11 protein-coding genes are annotated in these 19,045 nt (G+C 46.6%); 8 read left to right on the top strand and 3 right to left on the bottom strand.

What is annotated here, in order from left to right:
- Nucleotides 1–192 precede the first annotated feature (192 nt).
- From IEW26_RS22340 to IEW26_RS22330, 3 genes are read left to right on the top strand one after another with little or no spacing between them, the layout of a single operon-like run.
- Nucleotides 193–1,287, top strand: coding sequence for a GtrA family protein (locus tag IEW26_RS22340; RefSeq protein ID WP_188593964.1), 1,095 nt, complete (start codon nt 193–195; stop codon nt 1,285–1,287).
- The gene (locus IEW26_RS22335) at nt 1,287–3,578 is read left to right on the top strand and encodes a glycosyltransferase family 2 protein (protein ID WP_188593963.1); all 2,292 of its coding nucleotides are present in this window, start codon (nt 1,287–1,289) and stop codon (nt 3,576–3,578) included. Before IEW26_RS22340 ends, IEW26_RS22335 begins: the two co-directional genes overlap by 1 nt.
- An 11-nt stretch (nt 3,579–3,589) precedes the next feature.
- On the top strand, nt 3,590–5,449 hold the full coding sequence (locus IEW26_RS22330; protein ID WP_188593962.1) for a hypothetical protein: 1,860 nt from the start codon (nt 3,590–3,592) through the stop codon (nt 5,447–5,449).
- A gap of 159 nt (nt 5,450–5,608) precedes the next feature.
- On the opposite strand, the gene IEW26_RS22325 is transcribed toward IEW26_RS22330, so the two are convergent.
- Both IEW26_RS22325 and IEW26_RS22320 read right to left on the bottom strand, forming a co-directional pair.
- Nucleotides 5,609–6,472 carry a hypothetical protein gene (locus IEW26_RS22325; protein ID WP_188593961.1) on the bottom strand — a complete coding sequence of 288 codons (864 nt, stop codon included), beginning with the start codon at nt 6,470–6,472 and terminating at the stop codon, nt 5,609–5,611.
- A gap of 161 nt (nt 6,473–6,633) precedes the next feature.
- Nucleotides 6,634–8,097 (bottom strand): hypothetical protein, encoded by a 1,464-nt coding sequence (locus IEW26_RS22320; RefSeq protein WP_229729979.1) that lies wholly within the window; start codon nt 8,095–8,097, stop codon nt 6,634–6,636.
- A gap of 335 nt (nt 8,098–8,432) precedes the next feature.
- Between IEW26_RS22320 and IEW26_RS22315 the strand changes: the two genes are divergently transcribed.
- The 5 genes from IEW26_RS22315 (at nt 8,433) to IEW26_RS22295 (ending at nt 17,899) form a co-directional block, all read left to right on the top strand.
- Nucleotides 8,433–8,978 carry a 50S ribosomal protein L25 gene (locus IEW26_RS22315; RefSeq protein WP_188593959.1) on the top strand — a complete coding sequence of 182 codons (546 nt, stop codon included), beginning with the start codon at nt 8,433–8,435 and terminating at the stop codon, nt 8,976–8,978.
- A 189-nt stretch (nt 8,979–9,167) separates the two neighbouring features.
- Nucleotides 9,168–11,678, top strand: a complete 2,511-nt coding sequence (locus IEW26_RS22310; RefSeq protein ID WP_229729978.1) for an ATP-binding protein — start codon at nt 9,168–9,170, stop codon at nt 11,676–11,678.
- Entirely contained in the window at nt 11,653–12,522 is an 870-nt protein-coding gene (locus IEW26_RS22305) for a response regulator (protein ID WP_188593957.1), read from the top strand. Before IEW26_RS22310 ends, IEW26_RS22305 begins: the two co-directional genes overlap by 26 nt.
- A 211-nt stretch (nt 12,523–12,733) precedes the next feature.
- Complete coding sequence (locus IEW26_RS22300) at nt 12,734–16,480, top strand: InlB B-repeat-containing protein (protein WP_188593956.1); 3,747 nt, start codon at nt 12,734–12,736, stop codon at nt 16,478–16,480.
- 204 nt (nt 16,481–16,684) lie between these two features.
- Entirely contained in the window at nt 16,685–17,899 is a 1,215-nt protein-coding gene (locus IEW26_RS22295) for an ATP-binding protein (RefSeq protein ID WP_188593955.1), read from the top strand.
- A gap of 64 nt (nt 17,900–17,963) precedes the next feature.
- On the opposite strand, the gene IEW26_RS22290 is transcribed toward IEW26_RS22295, so the two are convergent.
- Nucleotides 17,964–18,926 (bottom strand): aldo/keto reductase, encoded by a 963-nt coding sequence (locus IEW26_RS22290; RefSeq protein ID WP_188594044.1) that lies wholly within the window; start codon nt 18,924–18,926, stop codon nt 17,964–17,966.
- Between the last annotated feature and the right edge of the window lie 119 nt (nt 18,927–19,045).

Genomic DNA, 19,045 nt, shown 5'->3' with positions numbered 1-19,045 from the left:
ATTAGTACGTTGTAGTCTGCTATGACTATATTTATTGTATAAAATTGTAAGTCTTTTTTACCAGTAGATTACAAATTTTCTCGTTTACCGTCTACCTTTTCAGTGGTATACTCTCCTATATTCATAGAACATATCGATACAAAAATGTAGAAAATGTTGGATCAAAATATGGCGAATTGGGGCTAATTTTGGATGATTATAGCTAAAGAAAAGGACGAAACGATCATCCTTATTCCATCTCTGGAACCAGATGATAGACTTTTATCCTACGTACGTCAGTTACAAAAATATGGTTTTGCAAAATTGGTAATCGTGGATGATGGATCTGGGGAAAATTACAAGCACATCTTCGAAAATTTGGAACATAATGGATGCTTTGTCCTGTATCATGAAGAGAATCGGGGAAAGGGTGAGGCGCTTAAGACGGGCTTCCGATATATTGCCCAGCATTACGGTGATGCTCACTATGTCGTTACGGCGGATTCGGATGGACAGCATGCTGCGGAGGATGTGTATCGCATTGCAGAGGAAGCCAAACGACGTCCGAATGATCTGCTGCTCGGTGTGCGGGATTTCAGTGCAGGCGATATTCCGCCCAAGTCGTTGTTTGGGAATCGGATGACTTCCTTTATTTTTGCCCTGCTGTATGGTAAGAAACTGTCTGATACTCAGACGGGACTTCGCGCCTTTGGCACAGGGCTGCTGTCCTTTATGCTGGACGTGCGCGGCAAGCGGTTTGAATATGAACTGCAAATGCTGATCTCCTGCATTCAGTCAGGTATCGCCATTCATACCGTACCCATTCAAGTCATCTATGAGAATGGTAACGCAGGCACGCACTTCAAAGCCATTCAGGATAGTGCGCGGGTGATGGGAGTGCTGTTCTCGAACTTTTTTCGTTTCATCTCATCCTCGGTGGCCAGCTCGGTGGTCGATCTGGGCATTGCCTGGTTTCTGATTGATTCGCTGCGTCCAATGATGGGCGATCAGCATTATTTACGAATTCTGCTCGCTACCGTGATTGCGCGTGTCATATCCATCGTTGTCAATTATGTATTGAACAGACATTATGTGTTTCGCAAGGAAGACAGCAGGGGCAGCCTATGGCGCTATCTGACGCTGTGTGGTCTTATTATTATACTTTCGAGCACAGGAGTATATTTATTCCATACCCTATTCCAGGTTGACGAGAAAGCGGCGAAGTTTGTCTGTGACGTTCTTCTGTTCCTGTTAAGCTTTCAACTGCAGCGGAGGTGGGTATTTGCAGCAAGGAGGAAGCAGGCGTAGTGCAAAACGAGAAAAGGCAAAATGTTTTTTTCATCATTACGATGATTCTCATGACGATCTATCTGATCTGGCGTACGTTCTTCACGCTCCCTTGGGGAGAAGGGGTGCTAAATGTTATATTTGGCATGCTGCTCATTATTGCAGAGACGGTCACCGTAGGCACGACATTTGAATTGTTTTTTCAAAAGATGCAGAAGAAACGGGCGCAGCTCGATTTCCCGGTCATACCGGATGAATATTATCCGCATGTCGATGTGTTTATTGCCACACATAACGAACCTGTCGATCTTTTATATAAAACGGTGAACGCCTGTACCTTTATGGATTACCCCGACAAATCCAAGGTACACATTTACCTGTGTGATGATGGTGCCAGACCTGCAGTGGAGGAACTGGCGAAGCAGTTTGGTGTAGGATATCTGGGGTTCCCTGGCAACAAGCATGCCAAATCAGGCAACCTGAATAATGCGCTGAGCAAGACGTCTTCACCGCTGATTGCTACCTTTGATGCCGACATGATCCCGCAGCACACGTTTCTGATGAAAACCGTTCCGTATTTCCTGCTATCCACCTTTATTGAAGAAAATGGAGAATGGCGACTCCGCCGTGAGCACGAGATGGACCCGACCTTCAAGCTTGGACTGGTACAGACACCGCAAAGCTTCTATAACCCGGATTTGTTCCAGTTTAATCTGTATGCGGAGCAGGGGATCCCGAATGAGCAGGATTTCTTCTCGCGTGAGGTTAACATTTTGCGCAATGCGTCCAATGCGGTTGCGTATACGGGCAGTAACACTGTGATCTCCCGGCAAGGTATGGTGGATATCGGCGGTTTCCCGCTGAATACGATCACGGAGGATTTTGAGACAAGCATACGTCTGCAGCAGGAAGGTTATATTACGTATGCCACGCAGGAGGTACAGGCTGCGGGTCAGACGACAACCACGATTCCGAGCATGATCAAGCAGCGCATTCGCTGGGCAAGGGGCATTATTCAGAGTTTGCAGAACACACGTGCACCGTTCTCCAGAAAGCTGCCTTTCTGGACGAGGGTAACGTATGTAAGCAGCTTTTTGTATTGGTGGTCGTTTTTTAATCGGCTGATCTTTATTTTGTCTCCGATTTTGTTTGCACTGTTTGATTTTCAGATCGTTGACACAACCTTCTGGCAGATTCTGATCTTCTGGCTGCCATCCTATTTCTTCTACAGCCTGTCGATGCGTTATCTGTCCAGCAACATACGGAATCAGCGCTGGAGTCAGGTTATTGATACGATCTTCATGCCTTATCTCATTTGGCCGGTCATCCTGGAAACGGTCGGCATCCGTGAGCGGAAATTCAAGGTAACGAACAAAAGTCGTTCCACTGGACGCGAATGGATTGTCTCAATGAAATATGCGCTGCCGCATATTTTTCTGCTTCTGCTATCGATCGCTGCCATTATCCGGTACGTGAATGGCAAGTACGGTATCGCCTTATTTTTCAGCAGCATTATCATTTTCTGGCTCGTTCACAATATGATTGCCTTGCTTTACGCGCTGTTCTTCATGATTGGACGCCGGGCGTACAGGGAGAACGAACGTATTCGAGCACAAGAGAATGTAACGATCGGTTATCCGGACAGTACGCTGCGTTATGAGGGGAAAACCGTTGATCTATCGGAGAACGGCATTGCCTTCTATGTGCCATACCCGATCTATTTACCCGAGCAGAAGACGATCTCTCTGGTCGTCCAATCGGAACGGTATGAGGCGAATCTCGATGCTGTGATCGTTTATGTCAAAGCAGATGGAGACGGGTGGCGTTATTCAGCAACGGTTCAACCGATTAGTGAGACGGACAATCGCCAGTATATGCAGCTGATCTACGATCGGAAGCACTCGCTGCCGGAGCAGATGAATCTGTGGGATACGGCGTATGATGATATGCTGCGCAATGTGAAAAAACGGATTGTACGGCAGAAGTCGGATCAGCGGAAGATGCCGCGGCTTTCCCTCCATCTTCCCGTGACGTTCACAAACCATGCGAGCTGCACATTGCGCAGCTTTAACTATCGTTTCTTCTCTGCGACGGGTCTGCAAGGTAACATAGCAGAAGGGTCAGAGGTTACTTTTTATACGGACAGCAATATTGAAGTGATCTTGAAACATACGGGAAAAACAACAGCGAACAAACGTGAAGTGCTTCTCTCCGTAGAGAATATAGACGAGATCCTGGGGCGTGGATTGATTGATCAACTGCTGAGTGATTTGATTCGTCCACAAACCGAGCGTTTCACCAAAGAGGGGTAGGAGAGATAGACATGCTGTTTTTGCTTCAACTTGTGATGGGCATTTTACTCATCGTATCGATGATCGGTTATATGCAGTTTGTCCGTAAAGTGATGTCCATCCGGTGGGAGTTCATTCCGATATTTGTGTTCTCGGCCATTGCCTGTATCGTCTATTTCGCCGGGTTGGCAGGGCAGCTGTTTACGGGCAGTATTGTTGTACTGGTGGCGGGATTGCTGCTGTTCAGAGTCGGAGTGATTCGAGCCTTGTACCAGAACAAACGGGGGGCAGGATCGTTATCCTTTTCTTTATTTCAGCTAAGCTTTCTGAGCGGGGTCTTCATCTTTCTGATTATCCTGTTCCATACCGAACTGACACACTACGATAATTTCTCACACTGGGCGATTGTCGTGAAGGATATGCTCAGCACCAATGCGTTTCCGACGCCGGATTCCGATCTGATTGAGTTCAAAAACTATCCGCTTGGCACCTCATCATTTATCTATTACATCTGCCGCTTTATGGGGCATACTCAACCGATCATGCTGCTGGCGCAGGGGCTGCTGATCTTCTCGTGTTTCTATGCGATGTTCGGGATCGTGTCTGAGAAAAAAAGATTTCTGCTGTATGCCTTTCTGGGATTTGGCTTGTCTACCTTATCTTTTTTCAACCTGACAATTCGCATCACCAATTTGCTGGTTGATTTCCTGCTTCCGATCTACGCTTTGGCGATTATTTCGGCTGTATATCAGTATCGTCATGATATCATCCGTGCCTGTATCATCATTCTTCCGCTTGCAGGCATGCTGACGATCATCAAAAGCACCGGTATTATTTTTGCAGCCATCGGTCTGATGTTCCTCGTATATATGTGGCTTGCCCATAAGCAGCGCTTCAACTGGAAGGTGGGTCTTGCTGTACTGGGCACAATTGCCGGGTCACTGCTTCCCTACTTTAGCTGGAGCTGGCGCATGGCAACCGTATTCCACGGGGTGAACAACAAATTTGAAGGGGCCTCCGCAGCGCTTAAAGCAGGCAAAACGGCAGAGCAGAAGTGGGAGATTCTGGTGCTCTTCCTGAAATCCAGCGTAGATATTACGACCAGACCTGTGCTGGGGCTTGTTATCTTTCAGATCGCGGCGATTGCTGCCTCCATTGTGGCCTATGTGGTGTTGAAGAAGAAGTGGAATCTGTGGAAAGCATTAATTGCACTGGATGTGGTGGTTGTCCTGTATTATGCCGGTATTCTGGCGCTGTATCTGTTCTCCATGCCACTGGATGAAGCGATCCGTCTGGCCGGGTTCGAACGTTACGCTTCAAGTATTGTTGTGCTGTTTGCCGGCGGATTGGTGCTCTGTGCTGCTATTGACATCGAGCGTACATTTCATTATCGCATTGGTGAGGTGCCCGATTATCAGGCATTCAAGTCAGTGCAGTCCAAGAGACGCTACCAGCAGGGCATTATCGCCTGTACGGCACTCGCGGCTACTACGCTTTTGTCGGAATATAACGGTATGATCTCGATTACCAAAGCCTATGACAAAACATTGCCCTACGAGGTCCATGCGGTGACGGGAGATCGATGGTATACGGGCGGCAAAGAAGATATGAATCGATATCTGTTCTATGGGTCAGACCGCGATCAGCAGGTGACCAGTTATTACATGCAATATGTCGGCCGATATTTTCTGTACGCACCGAATGTTGACGGTATTGTGCTGTTCTATGAGGATAATATGGACAATCTGCTGAGTAATTACGATTACCTGGTGGTAGTTGAGACCGACCTTAACGCCAAATGGCTGCTGAAAAAACACTACGGCATTGATATGCAAAAAGGAATCTACAAAATTACCCGTTCCGGTGATCGGATTGTGCTGACATTGACGTGAATGCAAGCTTGTCTCTGGAGTGGTCGCCGGATATAGCAGGATCACCGGATATGGGGAAAATAAAATTTCTGTCTAAGCCATGCAGCATGGCTAGAGAGGGAACTATAAAGGCGCTGCTCCAGCAATTGTGAGCAGCGCCTTTATTCTACTGTGCTTCTGCTAGGTCACATTTGCTTGTGAACCGAGCTTACGGATGAATGCTTGTAAGTTGTCTGTCAGAAACATGTTGTTTGTTGAATCCATCTGAGCGATGATATCCTGAACTGAACTGGCAAACGAGCTCAAGCCAGAAGTATCCACATGCTCAAATCTGTTCCGGGCAGGCAGAATGCCTGAGGGCTGATTGGCGGCTTCATGATATTCCTTCAACCAATCCTGATTGGTTGAAGCCTTCTTCGCAAAATCGGTAAGAATGCGGCTCCAGTCTTTCCCGTTTACTATGGCATCCTGAAGCTTGTTGTAGGTTTCGGGCTGGAATTTACGCATCATGTAATTGAGATCAACATAGTCTTCTGGTGCACCTACAGGCCTTTGCGGCGGAGTGTCGTATTGGATTTGTTTGGTGTCTGGGTTGATCGTTCTTGTTGTGGAGATGGACCCGATCTGACGGATCGTATCCATGAATGCTGCTGCCTGATCGCCCTTCATGTAGTTATCGGCTATGTATTTGGCTTGTGCAAGGCCCAGCTCGAGTAAAGCGGATCGGTGGTCTTCTTCTGGAACATCGGTAATAAAATTGGACTGAATGATGCCGTATACCGCCTCCTTCACCTCTGGAGACTGATCCTGGAGGGATCGCTCCAGCGATTCAGTGATCTGAACGGTGCCAAAGTAGCGTGCGGCATGATTCACGATATCAGACGAGGCCAGCTGTCTGGAGGTCGTGCTGATCTCTACGGTATCTGTGTTATGGGACAAGTCGAATTTCCCCGTGGCCATTGTTGGTTGATCTGCGCGCGCTGTCGGTGGTTTGGATTGAGTGTATGCTTTGAGATCAAACAGAGCTGTATGTTGAACCTTCATTCATGAACACCCCTATTCGTAAAATGATTTTCGAAACTTCATGTCCACATCATCGTTGTCTCTTCTTGTTATCGGAATAATATTCCATAAATTGAATAGATATGGACAAAAATAAGCAACGGACGGTTTCTTCAACCGCTCGTTGCTCTGTTCGTTTCGATCTAACCGCCGTAGATACTGTATGCAAAGTGATAAACGATATCTGAATCATTGGCGCTTGGACGATCGGTGACCTTGGCGACTACAGCACAAAGATCAAAATAATGCGTAAAGCTTATCGCTCCTGGCAAGTATTGACTGAGGCTTCCGGCAGAAGGGGGAAGAGATAATGTTGCAGTGAACTGCCCGCTGCTATTGGTCATTACCTTGGCGCTTCGATAGCGATTGTTACTGCTTTCGGACCAGGCATCATTGATCCAGATGACCTCGACTTCTGCATTGGCTACAGCGTAGTTATCGGAGGTTGCGGCAACACCGGTTACCGTGAAGCTGTTCCCTGTAATTCGATAGTAACGCCCATAGGCGTAAGTCGGGTAATCATTGGGTCCCCCGTTGGAGTTGTAGCCTGTGATCACCACTTTATCTGCACGTAATACAGGCTGCAGATGTAGTGAATAGTTGATATCTGAATAAGTATCGGTTGTATAGACCTTTAGATAATAAGTGCCTGTTCCGAGAGACACATTGCCGTTCACAACAGGCATCAGGGCCATGCGATTGTTGCTTAACGCACCGTATAACTCTGCTTTGTATCCGTTTGTGGTAGAGGCCTGATCCAGCGTGATGCGCATAGCATCATAGTTTCTGCTTTCAGGAACGGTGATTCTGTACCAATCCTGATCAATCTCCGAATTAATGGAGCGGGTTGCGAGTGTAGAACCGCCAACAGCAACCGTGAGCGGATAGGCATGCAGTGCATTCTCATCTGTCTCATAGGCATCATACGTCGAGCTTGTGGAGACGGTCAGAATGAACGGCTCGTTAATGCTGCCGCCGACCTTGCTGTAGGCTTCGATCAAATAAGCCTTGGCGCTGGAGGTGCTGTTCTTCGTGCCTACATTTTCAGATAAAGTTCTCGCTCCATTCCCGTCATTAATCAGATACGTTCCGTAGATGGAGTAATCAATCGGATTAGGATTCAAATTGCCGGTAGACATATCGAATTCATATAGATAAAGATCATAATCGAGCTGTGCAGAGGCCGGATTGTCCATTTGTACTTGTAAAATATGTCCGGGTTGCACATAGACAGGGTATAAGGTGGCGGAGGTTCCTTCCTCCTGTATGTAGCCAGTGTAAGTTGTGGTTTCTGCTGTCGCTGAAGTGCTCACTGATTGCGGCACGGACAACATTCCTTGCTCTTTTTGCATTTTGGAAGTGGCGGCTCTGTTATTCAGGTTGACGTCAGCTTTGAACTGGTGCTCCACCAACGGGGAAGAATCCAGTGCTGTGGGGGTCTGAGTCAGTTCTGTAATGATTTCCTTGTCTGGCTGAACCACCTGCTCTGTGATGCGTTCCTCCTGCGAATGGTTTTCTTGATTTTCATTGTTAGCTGAAGCGTTGAAGCCAAAAGCAAAGGTAAGAAACAGATTCAGGACGATGACCATGGAGAGTGTCTTTTTCAAAGTGTAAACTCCTCTCTTCTTATATTTTGCTACAATTCTATAATATACCATTTATATCAGGTTGTTAAGTGAAGAAATCTTGTCCGTCACATGGTAGTTGAATCGACAAAAACAGGTTTCTATGATAGGCTGTAGGCATCCCAAGGGCATTCTACTATTTCCAGTAGAGTGCCTTACTGTATATTTTGGGATTTTTACATTTAATGTATTTCGAAAAACCAATCAGTGTAATGTGGAGGTGGTGATGCTATGTTTCTCTCTTTAGCCCCTTTAGGGGATCGGTGGTTGTTGGAAAAAATACCCAATATCATTGAAAACAGAGGAGCGAACATAGCATGACTACTTATATCCAGGCGGAGCCCCGCATCAAACTAAAACCGTCCAGGCTTCGGAATTTACGCAGGTCTGGTCGTTTGCCAGCTATTGTTTTTGGTAGAAACACAGCAAATGAGATGATCCACATTCCGTCAATTCAATTCCAGAAGTGGTTGAAGCAAGGTGCATCCGGATTCATTGAGCTGCAGTTTGAAGGAAAACCTGCACTTACCGTATTGCTGGAGGACCTGCAGCGTGATCCGGTTACAAAGGATTTGATTCACGTTGATTTTCAACAGGTACAGACCGATGAGGTGCTGCGCACGAAGATTCCTGTGAAGTTCAATGGAACACCAGCGGGTACGAAACAGGGTGGGGTCGTACAGATTCAGTTGGCTGCAATAGAGGTAGAGGCTTTGCCTCGTCATCTGCCAGCGGTGGTGGAGTTTGATATTAGCGGCATGGAGCTTGGAGAAACTCTTCATGTGCAGGATGCCACATTTGCGCCAGAAGTTACGGTTATTTCGGAGGGCAATGAATCACTTCTCTCTGTGGTTAAGCCTTAATAAGCAATTAGCATTTTCAGCAAAGCTCTAATTTCTTTACAATAATTCAACTTCATTCAATTATAATGTAATACCTCAGCTCATCAAGCTGGGGTATTTTTTCTGCTATTCTTTTTTAATTCTTGTCTGTATCCACGTTTTAACTTAATCTATCTAAATAAAATACTTGTGCTGAAAAGGGGGAGCAGCATGCCGCTCCTGTACTACGTTCAGACCTCTGTCATAGGTTTGATTATAGCGCTCATTATCTGCATACATATGTACAGGCGTAATCATGAAAGGTCCGAGCTGCGAGATGTTTTTCTCGCGCTGTTGATATCGAACATGTGCCTGTTATTGCTGGAGATGGTGCTGAACATGCTTACAGGCTCAGAATCAGCCGCTTCCGGCTGGCTCCTTCCGGCTGTGATCTGCCTGTTTTACATTCTGAATCCGGTGCCGGAGGCATTGTGGATATTTTATCTTGATGCCGTCATTAGGCGGAATGACCAGCAGGGCATGAGCAGGGCTACAGCTATCGTCATCTGTTTGCCTATAGCTGTGAATATGCTTCTCTCTCTGGGGAGCTTGTTCGGGGATTACCTTTTCTACGTGGATGCTGATCATGTCTATCATCGGGGACCATATTTTCTGCTCATGCCCGCACTGTGTTATATCTATCTGTTTTATTATGTAGGACTGGTTATTTTGAAACGAAAGCAAGTATCTCTGCAGGAATTCCGGGCATTGCTCTTCGCTGCGCTGCCTCCGCTGATTGCAGGAGTGCTGCAAAGTATGTTTTTTGGTTTAAGCGTGTTATGGATTGCCCTGGCATTTTCACTGTTGATCGTCTATCTGAATCTGCAGAGTGAACAGGTATACAAGGAACTGATTAAGCTGGACAGGATGAAGGATCAGTTTCTGGCGAATACATCCCACGAACTTCGTACACCGCTCAACGGCATCATTAACATTACTAACTCGATACTGGAGAATAACCATACCGACAGTGTGCATGCAGATCCATCCCGGCAGCACAATCTACGGATGGTTTTGTCAGAAGCACATAGATTGGATCGCCTCATCCACGATATTCTGGACATCTCCAGTATGCGAAGCGGGGGCATGAAGCTGGAGGTGCGAGCCATTGATCTTCATTCCGTTGCTAATGCATCTTTGTATGTCATAAGTCAGCTTAATGACGGCAAATCTATTGAATTTGTTAATCAGATTCCAATAGAGATGCCGGCAGTATATGCAGATGAGGAGCGTCTTTATCAGATTTTTTATAATTTGATAGGAAATGCGTTGAAGTTCACTCAGCAGGGACATATTCGAACCGGGGCTGTGCTTAAACAGGATTACATTGAGATATGGGTGCAAGACACTGGGATCGGAATTCCCCAAGAGCGTTTGGAGGATGTCTTTACGCCGTTCACACAGTTGGATTCTACAGAAACGCGAGAGGCTGGGGGCACGGGACTGGGTCTATCCATAACCCAGACACTGGTTGAACTCCAAGGAGGAAGGATATGGGTTGAATCAAGGAAGGGCAAGGGAAGCACCTTTCGATTTACTCTTCCGGTCAGTAGAGAACGTAAGGAGAAGGTTTACGGGAAACAGCCGGAAGCCAACTTTGCTCCTAGAGATAAAAATTCCGTTTTAACGACCAGGCGGCATAGAACGGAAAAGAGCTACTCTATTCTGGCCGTGGATGATGATCCGGCGAGTCTGGCTGCGCTATTCCATGTTCTGGACAACGATGGATATGATGTAACAGCTGTTCCTGACGGCATGTCGGCACTGGCAAAGTTAGAGCAAATGCCCCAGTATGATCTGGTCATTCTTGATGTGATGATGCCGAAAATATCGGGGTATGAAGTGCTGCGCGCCATACGCGGACGCTTTCAACCGTTGGATCTGCCTGTACTTATGGTGACTGCAAGAGCGCGACCTGAAGATTTGAAGATTGGATTCGAGGCGGGAGCTAATGACTACCTAACGAAGCCATTTGAGTCACTAGAGCTAAAATCAAGGGTGAAAACGTTGGTACAGCTTAAAGAATCGGTGGGAATTCGGATATCTGCGGAGCTTTCCTTCCTGCAGGCCCAGATCAAACCTCATTTTTTATTTAACTCGCTAAGCACCATCGCGGCACTTAGCACGGTAGACCCTGTAAAGGCGAAGGGGCTTCTCTATGATCTGTCTGATTATTTAAGAGGCAGCTTTAGTTTTGACTCTGGTGATGAGTTCACCCCCCTTGTGAATGAACTTGCTACAGTGCGAGCTTATGTATCTATTGAGAAGGAACGGTTTCAGGATAGACTTGATATGCAGTATGACATTGATGAGAGTATCGAGTTGAAGGTTCCTATGCTTATCATACAGCCCTTGGTGGAGAATGCGATTCGCCACGGCATTATGACTCGAAATGCAGGAGGTTTTGTGCGTTTAACGGTTAGACGTGAAGAGGATACAGTACTTATCAAAGTAGAGGATAATGGTGTTGGCATTGAGCCGCAGCGTCTGCAGAAGCTGTTAGGCCAGCCGGGAACAAGGTCTGGTGTGGGTCTGATGAATATTCAGCGAAGATTGATTTTACATTATGGTATTGGAATGCATATCTGGAGTCAGACGGGTGAAGGTACAGCGGTTACACTTCAAATACCATTGAACACGGGGAGGAAGGCAGACGATGATCAGAGCTATATTGCTGGATGATGAGCCCATTATCTTGAATGAGTTAGCCTCACTGCTCAAGACCGATGAACGCGTTGAGATCATCGGCACATATACAGATCCTCTCCAGTTGATGCAGGAGATTCCAATGTTAAGACCTGATTGTATCTTCCTTGATATTGAAATGCCCGGAATGAGCGGAATTGAGTTGGCAGAACAGCTGGGTTCCAACAATATAACAGCAGAGATTGTTTTTATTACCGCCTACAATCATTATGCCGCACAGGCTTTTGATGTAAGTGCTATTGACTACCTGCTCAAGCCGATTCGCCCGGAGCGGATTCGCAAGGCTGTAGACAAGCTGGTTAAGCTAGCGGCTCAGAAGCCTCAGCCGATTCAAGGAAAATGGGCCATTCACAGTTTCGGACCGTTTGAAGTAAAGCAAGGTCAGACTTCCATCAGATGGGCTCGCTCCAAGTCACGAGAGCTGCTCGCTTATTTTTTGCAGCATGAGGGGTGCTGGCTGTCCAAGTACAAGCTGTGTGACGACCAATGGGGGCAATATGAGCCTGAACGGGCATTGGCATACCTGCAAACCTCGTTATATGCCATGCGTAAAAACTTGAAGGATGCAGGCTGCACCGAGTTAAGGATTGAATACGCCAATGATCGATATATCTTGCGGGTGTTAGAAGCGGACTGGGATCTTAGAATGTTTGAAACAGCCCGGCGTCAGTTTGATCAAACTGCTTCAGAAGAGGCGAGAAGACAAGCGCTGGCCGTTTATCGTGGAGAATATCTTGAAGGCGAAGACTGGATATGGTCCGATATTACGAGAGAAGCGTACAGACGTCAGGTACAGAAGCTCAAGAAAACGGTGAAATAAATAACCTGGAATTATCCATTCAGCTGGACGTAAATAAAGAGTTAAGCTTGGCAGCATACCACAACCTGTATCCAAGACAGAGATCTGCAGAATATGTAGATTTTTGTCTTTTTTTTGCGAGTGTTTTGCGAGTGCTCTACTATAGAATGGGCATCAGACATGATGGACAAATTCAGAGAGCAGAGAGGGGAACAACGGAATCGTGAACACGATGAAAAAGTGGCTAAGCATATCCATGATTATGGTGATGATGCTGAGTTTGTTTGGTGAATGGGGGACTAGAGTCCAAGCGGAGCCTGTGGAATATGTTGCAGTAAATACAGCAACGAACAAGCAGTATTGGGATGTATCAGAGGCTTTAAATGAGGCAACTGACGGGCAAACGATTCAATTGATTGCTAACGTTTCAACAGGAAGCAACATTACGTATGATCGAACGGGAGTAAGTGTAACACTGGACTTGAACGCCTTTAATATCACCCGGGATGCTACTGGTGTATCAGGGGAGACGGAAGAAGCTTCAACCTTATACGGTAAAGCTGGGACACTCATTATTCAGGATACCTCTGCCGGAGAGAGTGGTTACATCAAATATGTGAACAGCAGCAGTAATGGATCTGGTCTGAATGTAGGGCAGAACGGCACAGTTAATTTGCTCTCAGGTGGTATTATTGGTGCAGGACAAGGTGTATATGTCCATGATGCAGGAGCTCATTTTGAGATGAGCGGAGGGGTTGTTTACGGTTATTTCGATGCAGCCGGTTCTGAAGCATTGGATGCAGGGAGTGGAGCATATGTAACCGTATCTGGTGGATACCTTGGAACATACAACAATGAAGCTGCGCTCATCTGGAGTGGAAGTACGCTGGACCCAGAATATTGGAGTATTACCGGTGGATACTTTACGTCAAACTATTACAACGACGGCAGCCCCAAGCTGATTGATGGCTTCGTTACGGACGGTGTAGTGACTGAACTTAATCCAACCGTGAAGCACACTATGTCAGGGGATACCGAGTACAGATATCATTTGACGACACCACGTAACATTACGTTTGATGCTGGTAGCGGTCAAACAAATACCGCAAGTCTGCAAACGAATGGTTCAGGCAAGCTTGAATCTTTACCTGCGGCAAGTCATGAGGAGTTAACTTTCAAGGGTTGGTATACAGCGAAAACGGGCGGCACGAAAATTACAACGGATTACATTTTTAACAAGGATACCGTGGTGTATGCGCAGTACAGCGAAGAGGAAGAACTCCAGAAGGAGTCTAAACCGGAGGCAAGCATTAACTATATCTATGAAAGCCTGAAAGGTCTAACTCCGGGCGCCATCTACCTCATCAATAATAATATGATCACCGCAGATTCATCCGGTGAGATTGCCATTGATGACAGCTGGTTTAACACCACGTTGTCTATTGTGAAACAAGGTGTTTCTGACAGCACGCAAGATAGTGACCCGCAGCAATTGTACATTCCGGCAAGACCAGATGCGCCATCTATCGGACACACCGACGAAGCGACACTAAACGGAAGTGACGGTACAATCACGCAAGTGAATAGCACGATGGAATTCAAGTATAAATACTCGGAGATCTGGAATGAGATCACAGGCAGTACGATTACAGGGCTTTTTCCGGATCAGTATTTGGTTCGTGTAAAAGCTACGGACACATCGTTTAAATCAGCAAGTACCAGTGTGTATATCAAACCGCTGTATGCCATTAAGTTCTTTCTGAATGGCGGAACCATTGTAAGTGGTAATGTGAACGGGTATCATCCTGAGGTTGAACTTACATTGCCTACAGATGTTTCCCTGAGTGGTGCAAAGTTTGCGGGCTGGTACAGAAACAGTAGCCTTTCAGGTAACCCTGTGACGATTATTGGTTCTGGAGAAGAAGGTACAATCAAGTTATATGCCAAGTGGACCAATACGTTCACCTTCTACTATAACGATGGTGACCGCAATGTTTATGATGTACAGGATGAGGTGCTTCATGGGGGAATCTTGACTATGCCTGAGCCGCCTACGCGTGACGGGTACACGTTTGTGGGCTGGTACAAGGATACTGCTCTGTCGAAGCCATGGCAGACAAATGAGCAAGTATCTGCGGATACGAAGCTCTACGCACGCTGGGAGAAGCATGTATATAGCATTGAGGGTACAGTCATTAATGATGCAACTCCGTTTGCAGCCGTTTCCGGTGCACAGGTAAAAGTCATGCAGGGAAATGTGCAGTTTGGCAGCACAGCGGTTACAGATGCAAACGGGAGCTTTATGGTTACGGGCGTACCGAACGGCACATATAACCTTGTGGTCAACAAAGGGGATCAATTGGTTACCTTGATCGTCGTTGTGAAGGATGGCAACTTTAATTTTGGAGATCAGTATATTATTCTGCCAGAGGGCAAAAAGAACACAGTACTTGAGGTGAAAGGTACAGATACACCTAGTGTGGTGGTAGACAAGCTGAATGATCTGTTTACTGATCCAACTTCGTACACTGCAGAAGATAAGAGTCAGGTGGATCAGGGTGGAGCTGTGAAATTCAAGCTGACGGTAGAGAAGCAGGAGGCAGGTACTGCTGTGGGTGCTTCGTCTATTCAAGCGATTGCAGGCAATCGTGTCATCGATATGTATCTGGATATGTCTTTGTTTAAAACGCTGACCGATAGCGTAACTCAGAGCGATACAACAGTACCGCTTCCAACGCTGGGCAAGCTGCTGAAAATCATCGTTCCCGTGGACCTCACAGGCAAAAGTGATGTGGTGCTGTATCGTTATCACGCAGGTACAGCTGCAAAACTGAACCAACTGCCATATTCCACAACGATGGCAGCGCAAGAGGGGTTCATGATTGATCCTACAGGCAAAGAACTGACGATTTTCTCTCAAAACTTCTCGACGTATGCGATTGCGTACAGCAATGGAAGTAACAATGGAGGCAACACGGGGGGGAATACAGGTGGAAGCAGCGGTGGCAGTGCTGGAGGAGCGGCATCAAACGGGGTTAGCTACACTGTGACCGTGACTGGCTCTCAAGGTGGAACGATCTCTCCTCATGGAACAGTAAGTGTGGCACAAGGTGCTTCGCAGACATTCCTGTTCACACCTCAAGAAGGTTATATTGTAGCAGATGTCCTGATTGATGGCGTGAGTGTTGGCGCTGTTTCGAGCTATACGTTCAACCAGGTGAAGGCTGCACACAGCGTTCAGGTTGTTTTTGCCCAAAAACAAGGTGATACTACTCAGACCGTTTCCAATGCTGGTTTACCTTATTACTACACCTCAGAAGGTCAGAAGCTGTTCATCGGTTTTGCTGCTGACGATTCGGGAACGATGAAGTACATTGCACCGTCATGGGCTAACGTGTTATTACAGCCTAACCCCAAGACGTTTACAGATATTGCCGGGCATTGGGGTGTATCTCCGATTCAGTTCGTGACAGAGCGCGAGATTTTTCTGGGCACAGGCAAAGAGCAATTTTCACCAAATACAGGCATGACACGAGCTATGCTGGCAACTGTTATTGGCCGGATGTACGAACGCAGCTATGGTCCGCTTGAGACTCAAGGAACACGGATATTCACGGATACTCAGTATGATAGCTGGTATGGTTCTTACATTGACTGGGCTTCTCAAAATGGAATTATTCAAGGGGTTGGCGGCGGTAAATTCGAGCCAAACCGCACAGTGACCAGACAAGAGCTGGCCGCGATGATCTATCGCTTCGCTGATTTCTTGAAGCTGTCTGATGCGAACGTTTTGAGCCAAGCACAACTGACGTATGCAGATGCTCTGGACATTGCTGCGTGGGCTGAGCAGGCTGCATTGTACATGCAGGAGACTGGAATTGTTACCGGTCGTGCAGGTGAAACCTTTGCTCCGAAAAATGTAGCTACACGAGCAGAAGTTGCTGCCATGTTTAAACGTTTCATCGAGCATGTTTTGTAAAATAAATAACGTTACTGAGTGTGATTGGCAATTGAAGTAAATGAACTGATCTATATAAACAGGCTATGTGGACTAATTGTCCATGTAGCCTGTTTGTGTTGCTCCATGATTTAGAATAAAATATTTCACATCCATGGAAGAGAATATAGGAAATAAGCTACAATACTATATATGTAGTCATTCATGAACAAAGGTGGTGAATGCATGAAAGAATTGCACAGTCCAGTGAACCGCAAAACGTATTACATATCTATGTTTATGATGATCACACTAATGGTAGCTGGTTTAGTCTTGTCAACAACAGAACTTGAGACGGTTACAACCAGTTATGTCATCCATTTATTATGCGTTGTAATTATACCTGTATGTTTAATCATATACCCCCGGTATGAGACGTTTGCTTTTCGATTGAGCATTATATTGCTGGGGTTTGTCTATTTCTATACACTTGCGTTAGCCTATCCTCAGACGTGGTCCACATACATTATGATTTGTCTGCTTCCGGCACTTGCTATATTGTTCTATGACTTCAAGCTGTTTTATATCTCTCTGAGTCTGAATGTGGTCTTGCTGTTAATCGTAACATTTTATATTCATAAGCAAGAAGCGACGTACGCTTATATACATACAGACTTGATTGGCAATCTGATTAATATTATAGCCAGTCAGCTGCTCCTGTTTCTGATTTTCTATCTGACCTTTGATCGTATACGGAAGCAGGAATTATATCTGGAACAGGTTCAGCAATCGGAACGGCTCAAAATGATTGCGCATCTGACCGCAGCGGTAGCTCATGAAATTCGGAATCCGGTTACGGTGGTAAGGGGGTTCCTGCAGCTGTACCGCGAAAATCCGGCGTTTGACACTTCGGATAGATCGAAGTTTGCGCTAATGATAGACGAACTGAATACGGTGGAGCAGGTTACTTCTCAATTTCTGTCCATTGCCAAACCTAATCGTGAGCTGCTGCAAGTGGAGAGGGTGGATGTACGGGAGGTACTCGATGGAGTAGCGAGTTTGCTGGGGTCGTATGCAATGTTATCAAACAAACATATCGATATACAGGCGGGAGAGGACTGTGCGATCTTCATGAATGCGATCGAGTTCAAACAGGTCATCATTAACCTGATCAAGAACGCTCTTGAAGCCTCGGATACGGGAGCCATGGTGCATGTGATCGCAAGACGTGTGAAAAAAACGGTGGAGATCCAAATTATAGATCAAGGCTGCGGCATGACAGAGGAAGAGGTCAAGGCTCTGGGCACGCCGTTCTACTCGCTCAAAACGAACGGAACCGGACTTGGCCTGATGATCTGCTTCAACATTGTGCAGAAGGTTGGTGGTTCCATCAAGTATCAGAGCGAGAAGGGAAAGGGTACGACGGTGATCCTGACGTTCCCGGCCGCAGGCCCCAGCTGAAGGACGCGGAAATAAGGCTGCCCCTCGGCAGCCTTATTTCCTTTTCTTCCTTTTGTACTCTGACTTACGAGAACGAAGGATAGCGCTCGCCTGCTGCAAACCCTTTTGGAGAGATTTGTTCAATCTCAGCCAGTTCTTCTAGTGTGATCGTTACCTGCAATGCACCAAGATTCTCCTGCAGCCGATCCAGACGTTTTGTACCGGGAATAGGTACGATCTGATCCCCCTGCGCCAGCAGCCAGGCTAGGGCGAGTTGAGGCGTAGTGCAGCCTTTTCGTGCGGCAAGCTGTTCAATGAGACGAACAACCTCTAGATTTTTATTGAAATTATCGCCTTGAAAACGGGGGAAGAAGCGGCGGTAATCATCCGCAGGCAGATCATCAAACGTCCGAATCTGTCCGGTCAGGAATCCGCGTCCGAGGGGACTATAGGGTACAAAACCGATACCCAGTTCATCCAGTACAGGCAGCACCTCATCCTCTACTTCGCGACTCCAGAGCGAGTATTCTGTTTCTACCGCCGTGATGGGATGAATGGCATGTGCCCGCCGGATCTGATCCGCGGTTGCTTCCGAAAGACCAATGAAGCGGACTTTACCTTCCTGTACGAGTTGAGCCATAGCGCCGACTGTTTCTTCAATGGGGACATCCGGATCAACGCGATGCTGATAGTACAGGTCAATGTAATCTGTGCCCAGTTGAAGCAGGCTGGAATCAATTGATTTTTTGACATACGCTGGGTGCCCGAGTACTTTCATGGTTGGAGATACGATGCCGAATTTGGTCGCCAGGACGGCTTGATCACGACGGCCTTTCAGGGCTCGACCCACCAGTTGCTCGTTACCTCCAAACAGTCCTTGTGGCATGAAATTTTCCCCATATATATCAGCTGTGTCAAACAAGGTAATTCCTTGATCCAGTGCGCCATGAATGGTGCGTATAGAATCCTCGTTGTCAGGCATCATCATAGTGCCAAGTCCCAGTGCGGATACTTCGAGTCCAAGTGAACCTAACTTCCGTTTCATCATTCGATTAGTAAATTCCATCCCTACATCCCTCTTTTCTGCAAATTCGAGAATATTGTACCTTCATCGTTATGTTTAAGGCATGATCCTATTCTAATTCGCAGTTTCGATCCCAACCACAG

Source organism: Paenibacillus silvae (genome assembly GCF_014639235.1).
GTDB lineage: Bacteria > Bacillota > Bacilli > Paenibacillales > Paenibacillaceae > Paenibacillus > Paenibacillus silvae.
The sequence above is the reverse complement of the archived record's forward strand: the minus strand, read 5'-3'. Positions and strand labels throughout refer to the sequence as shown.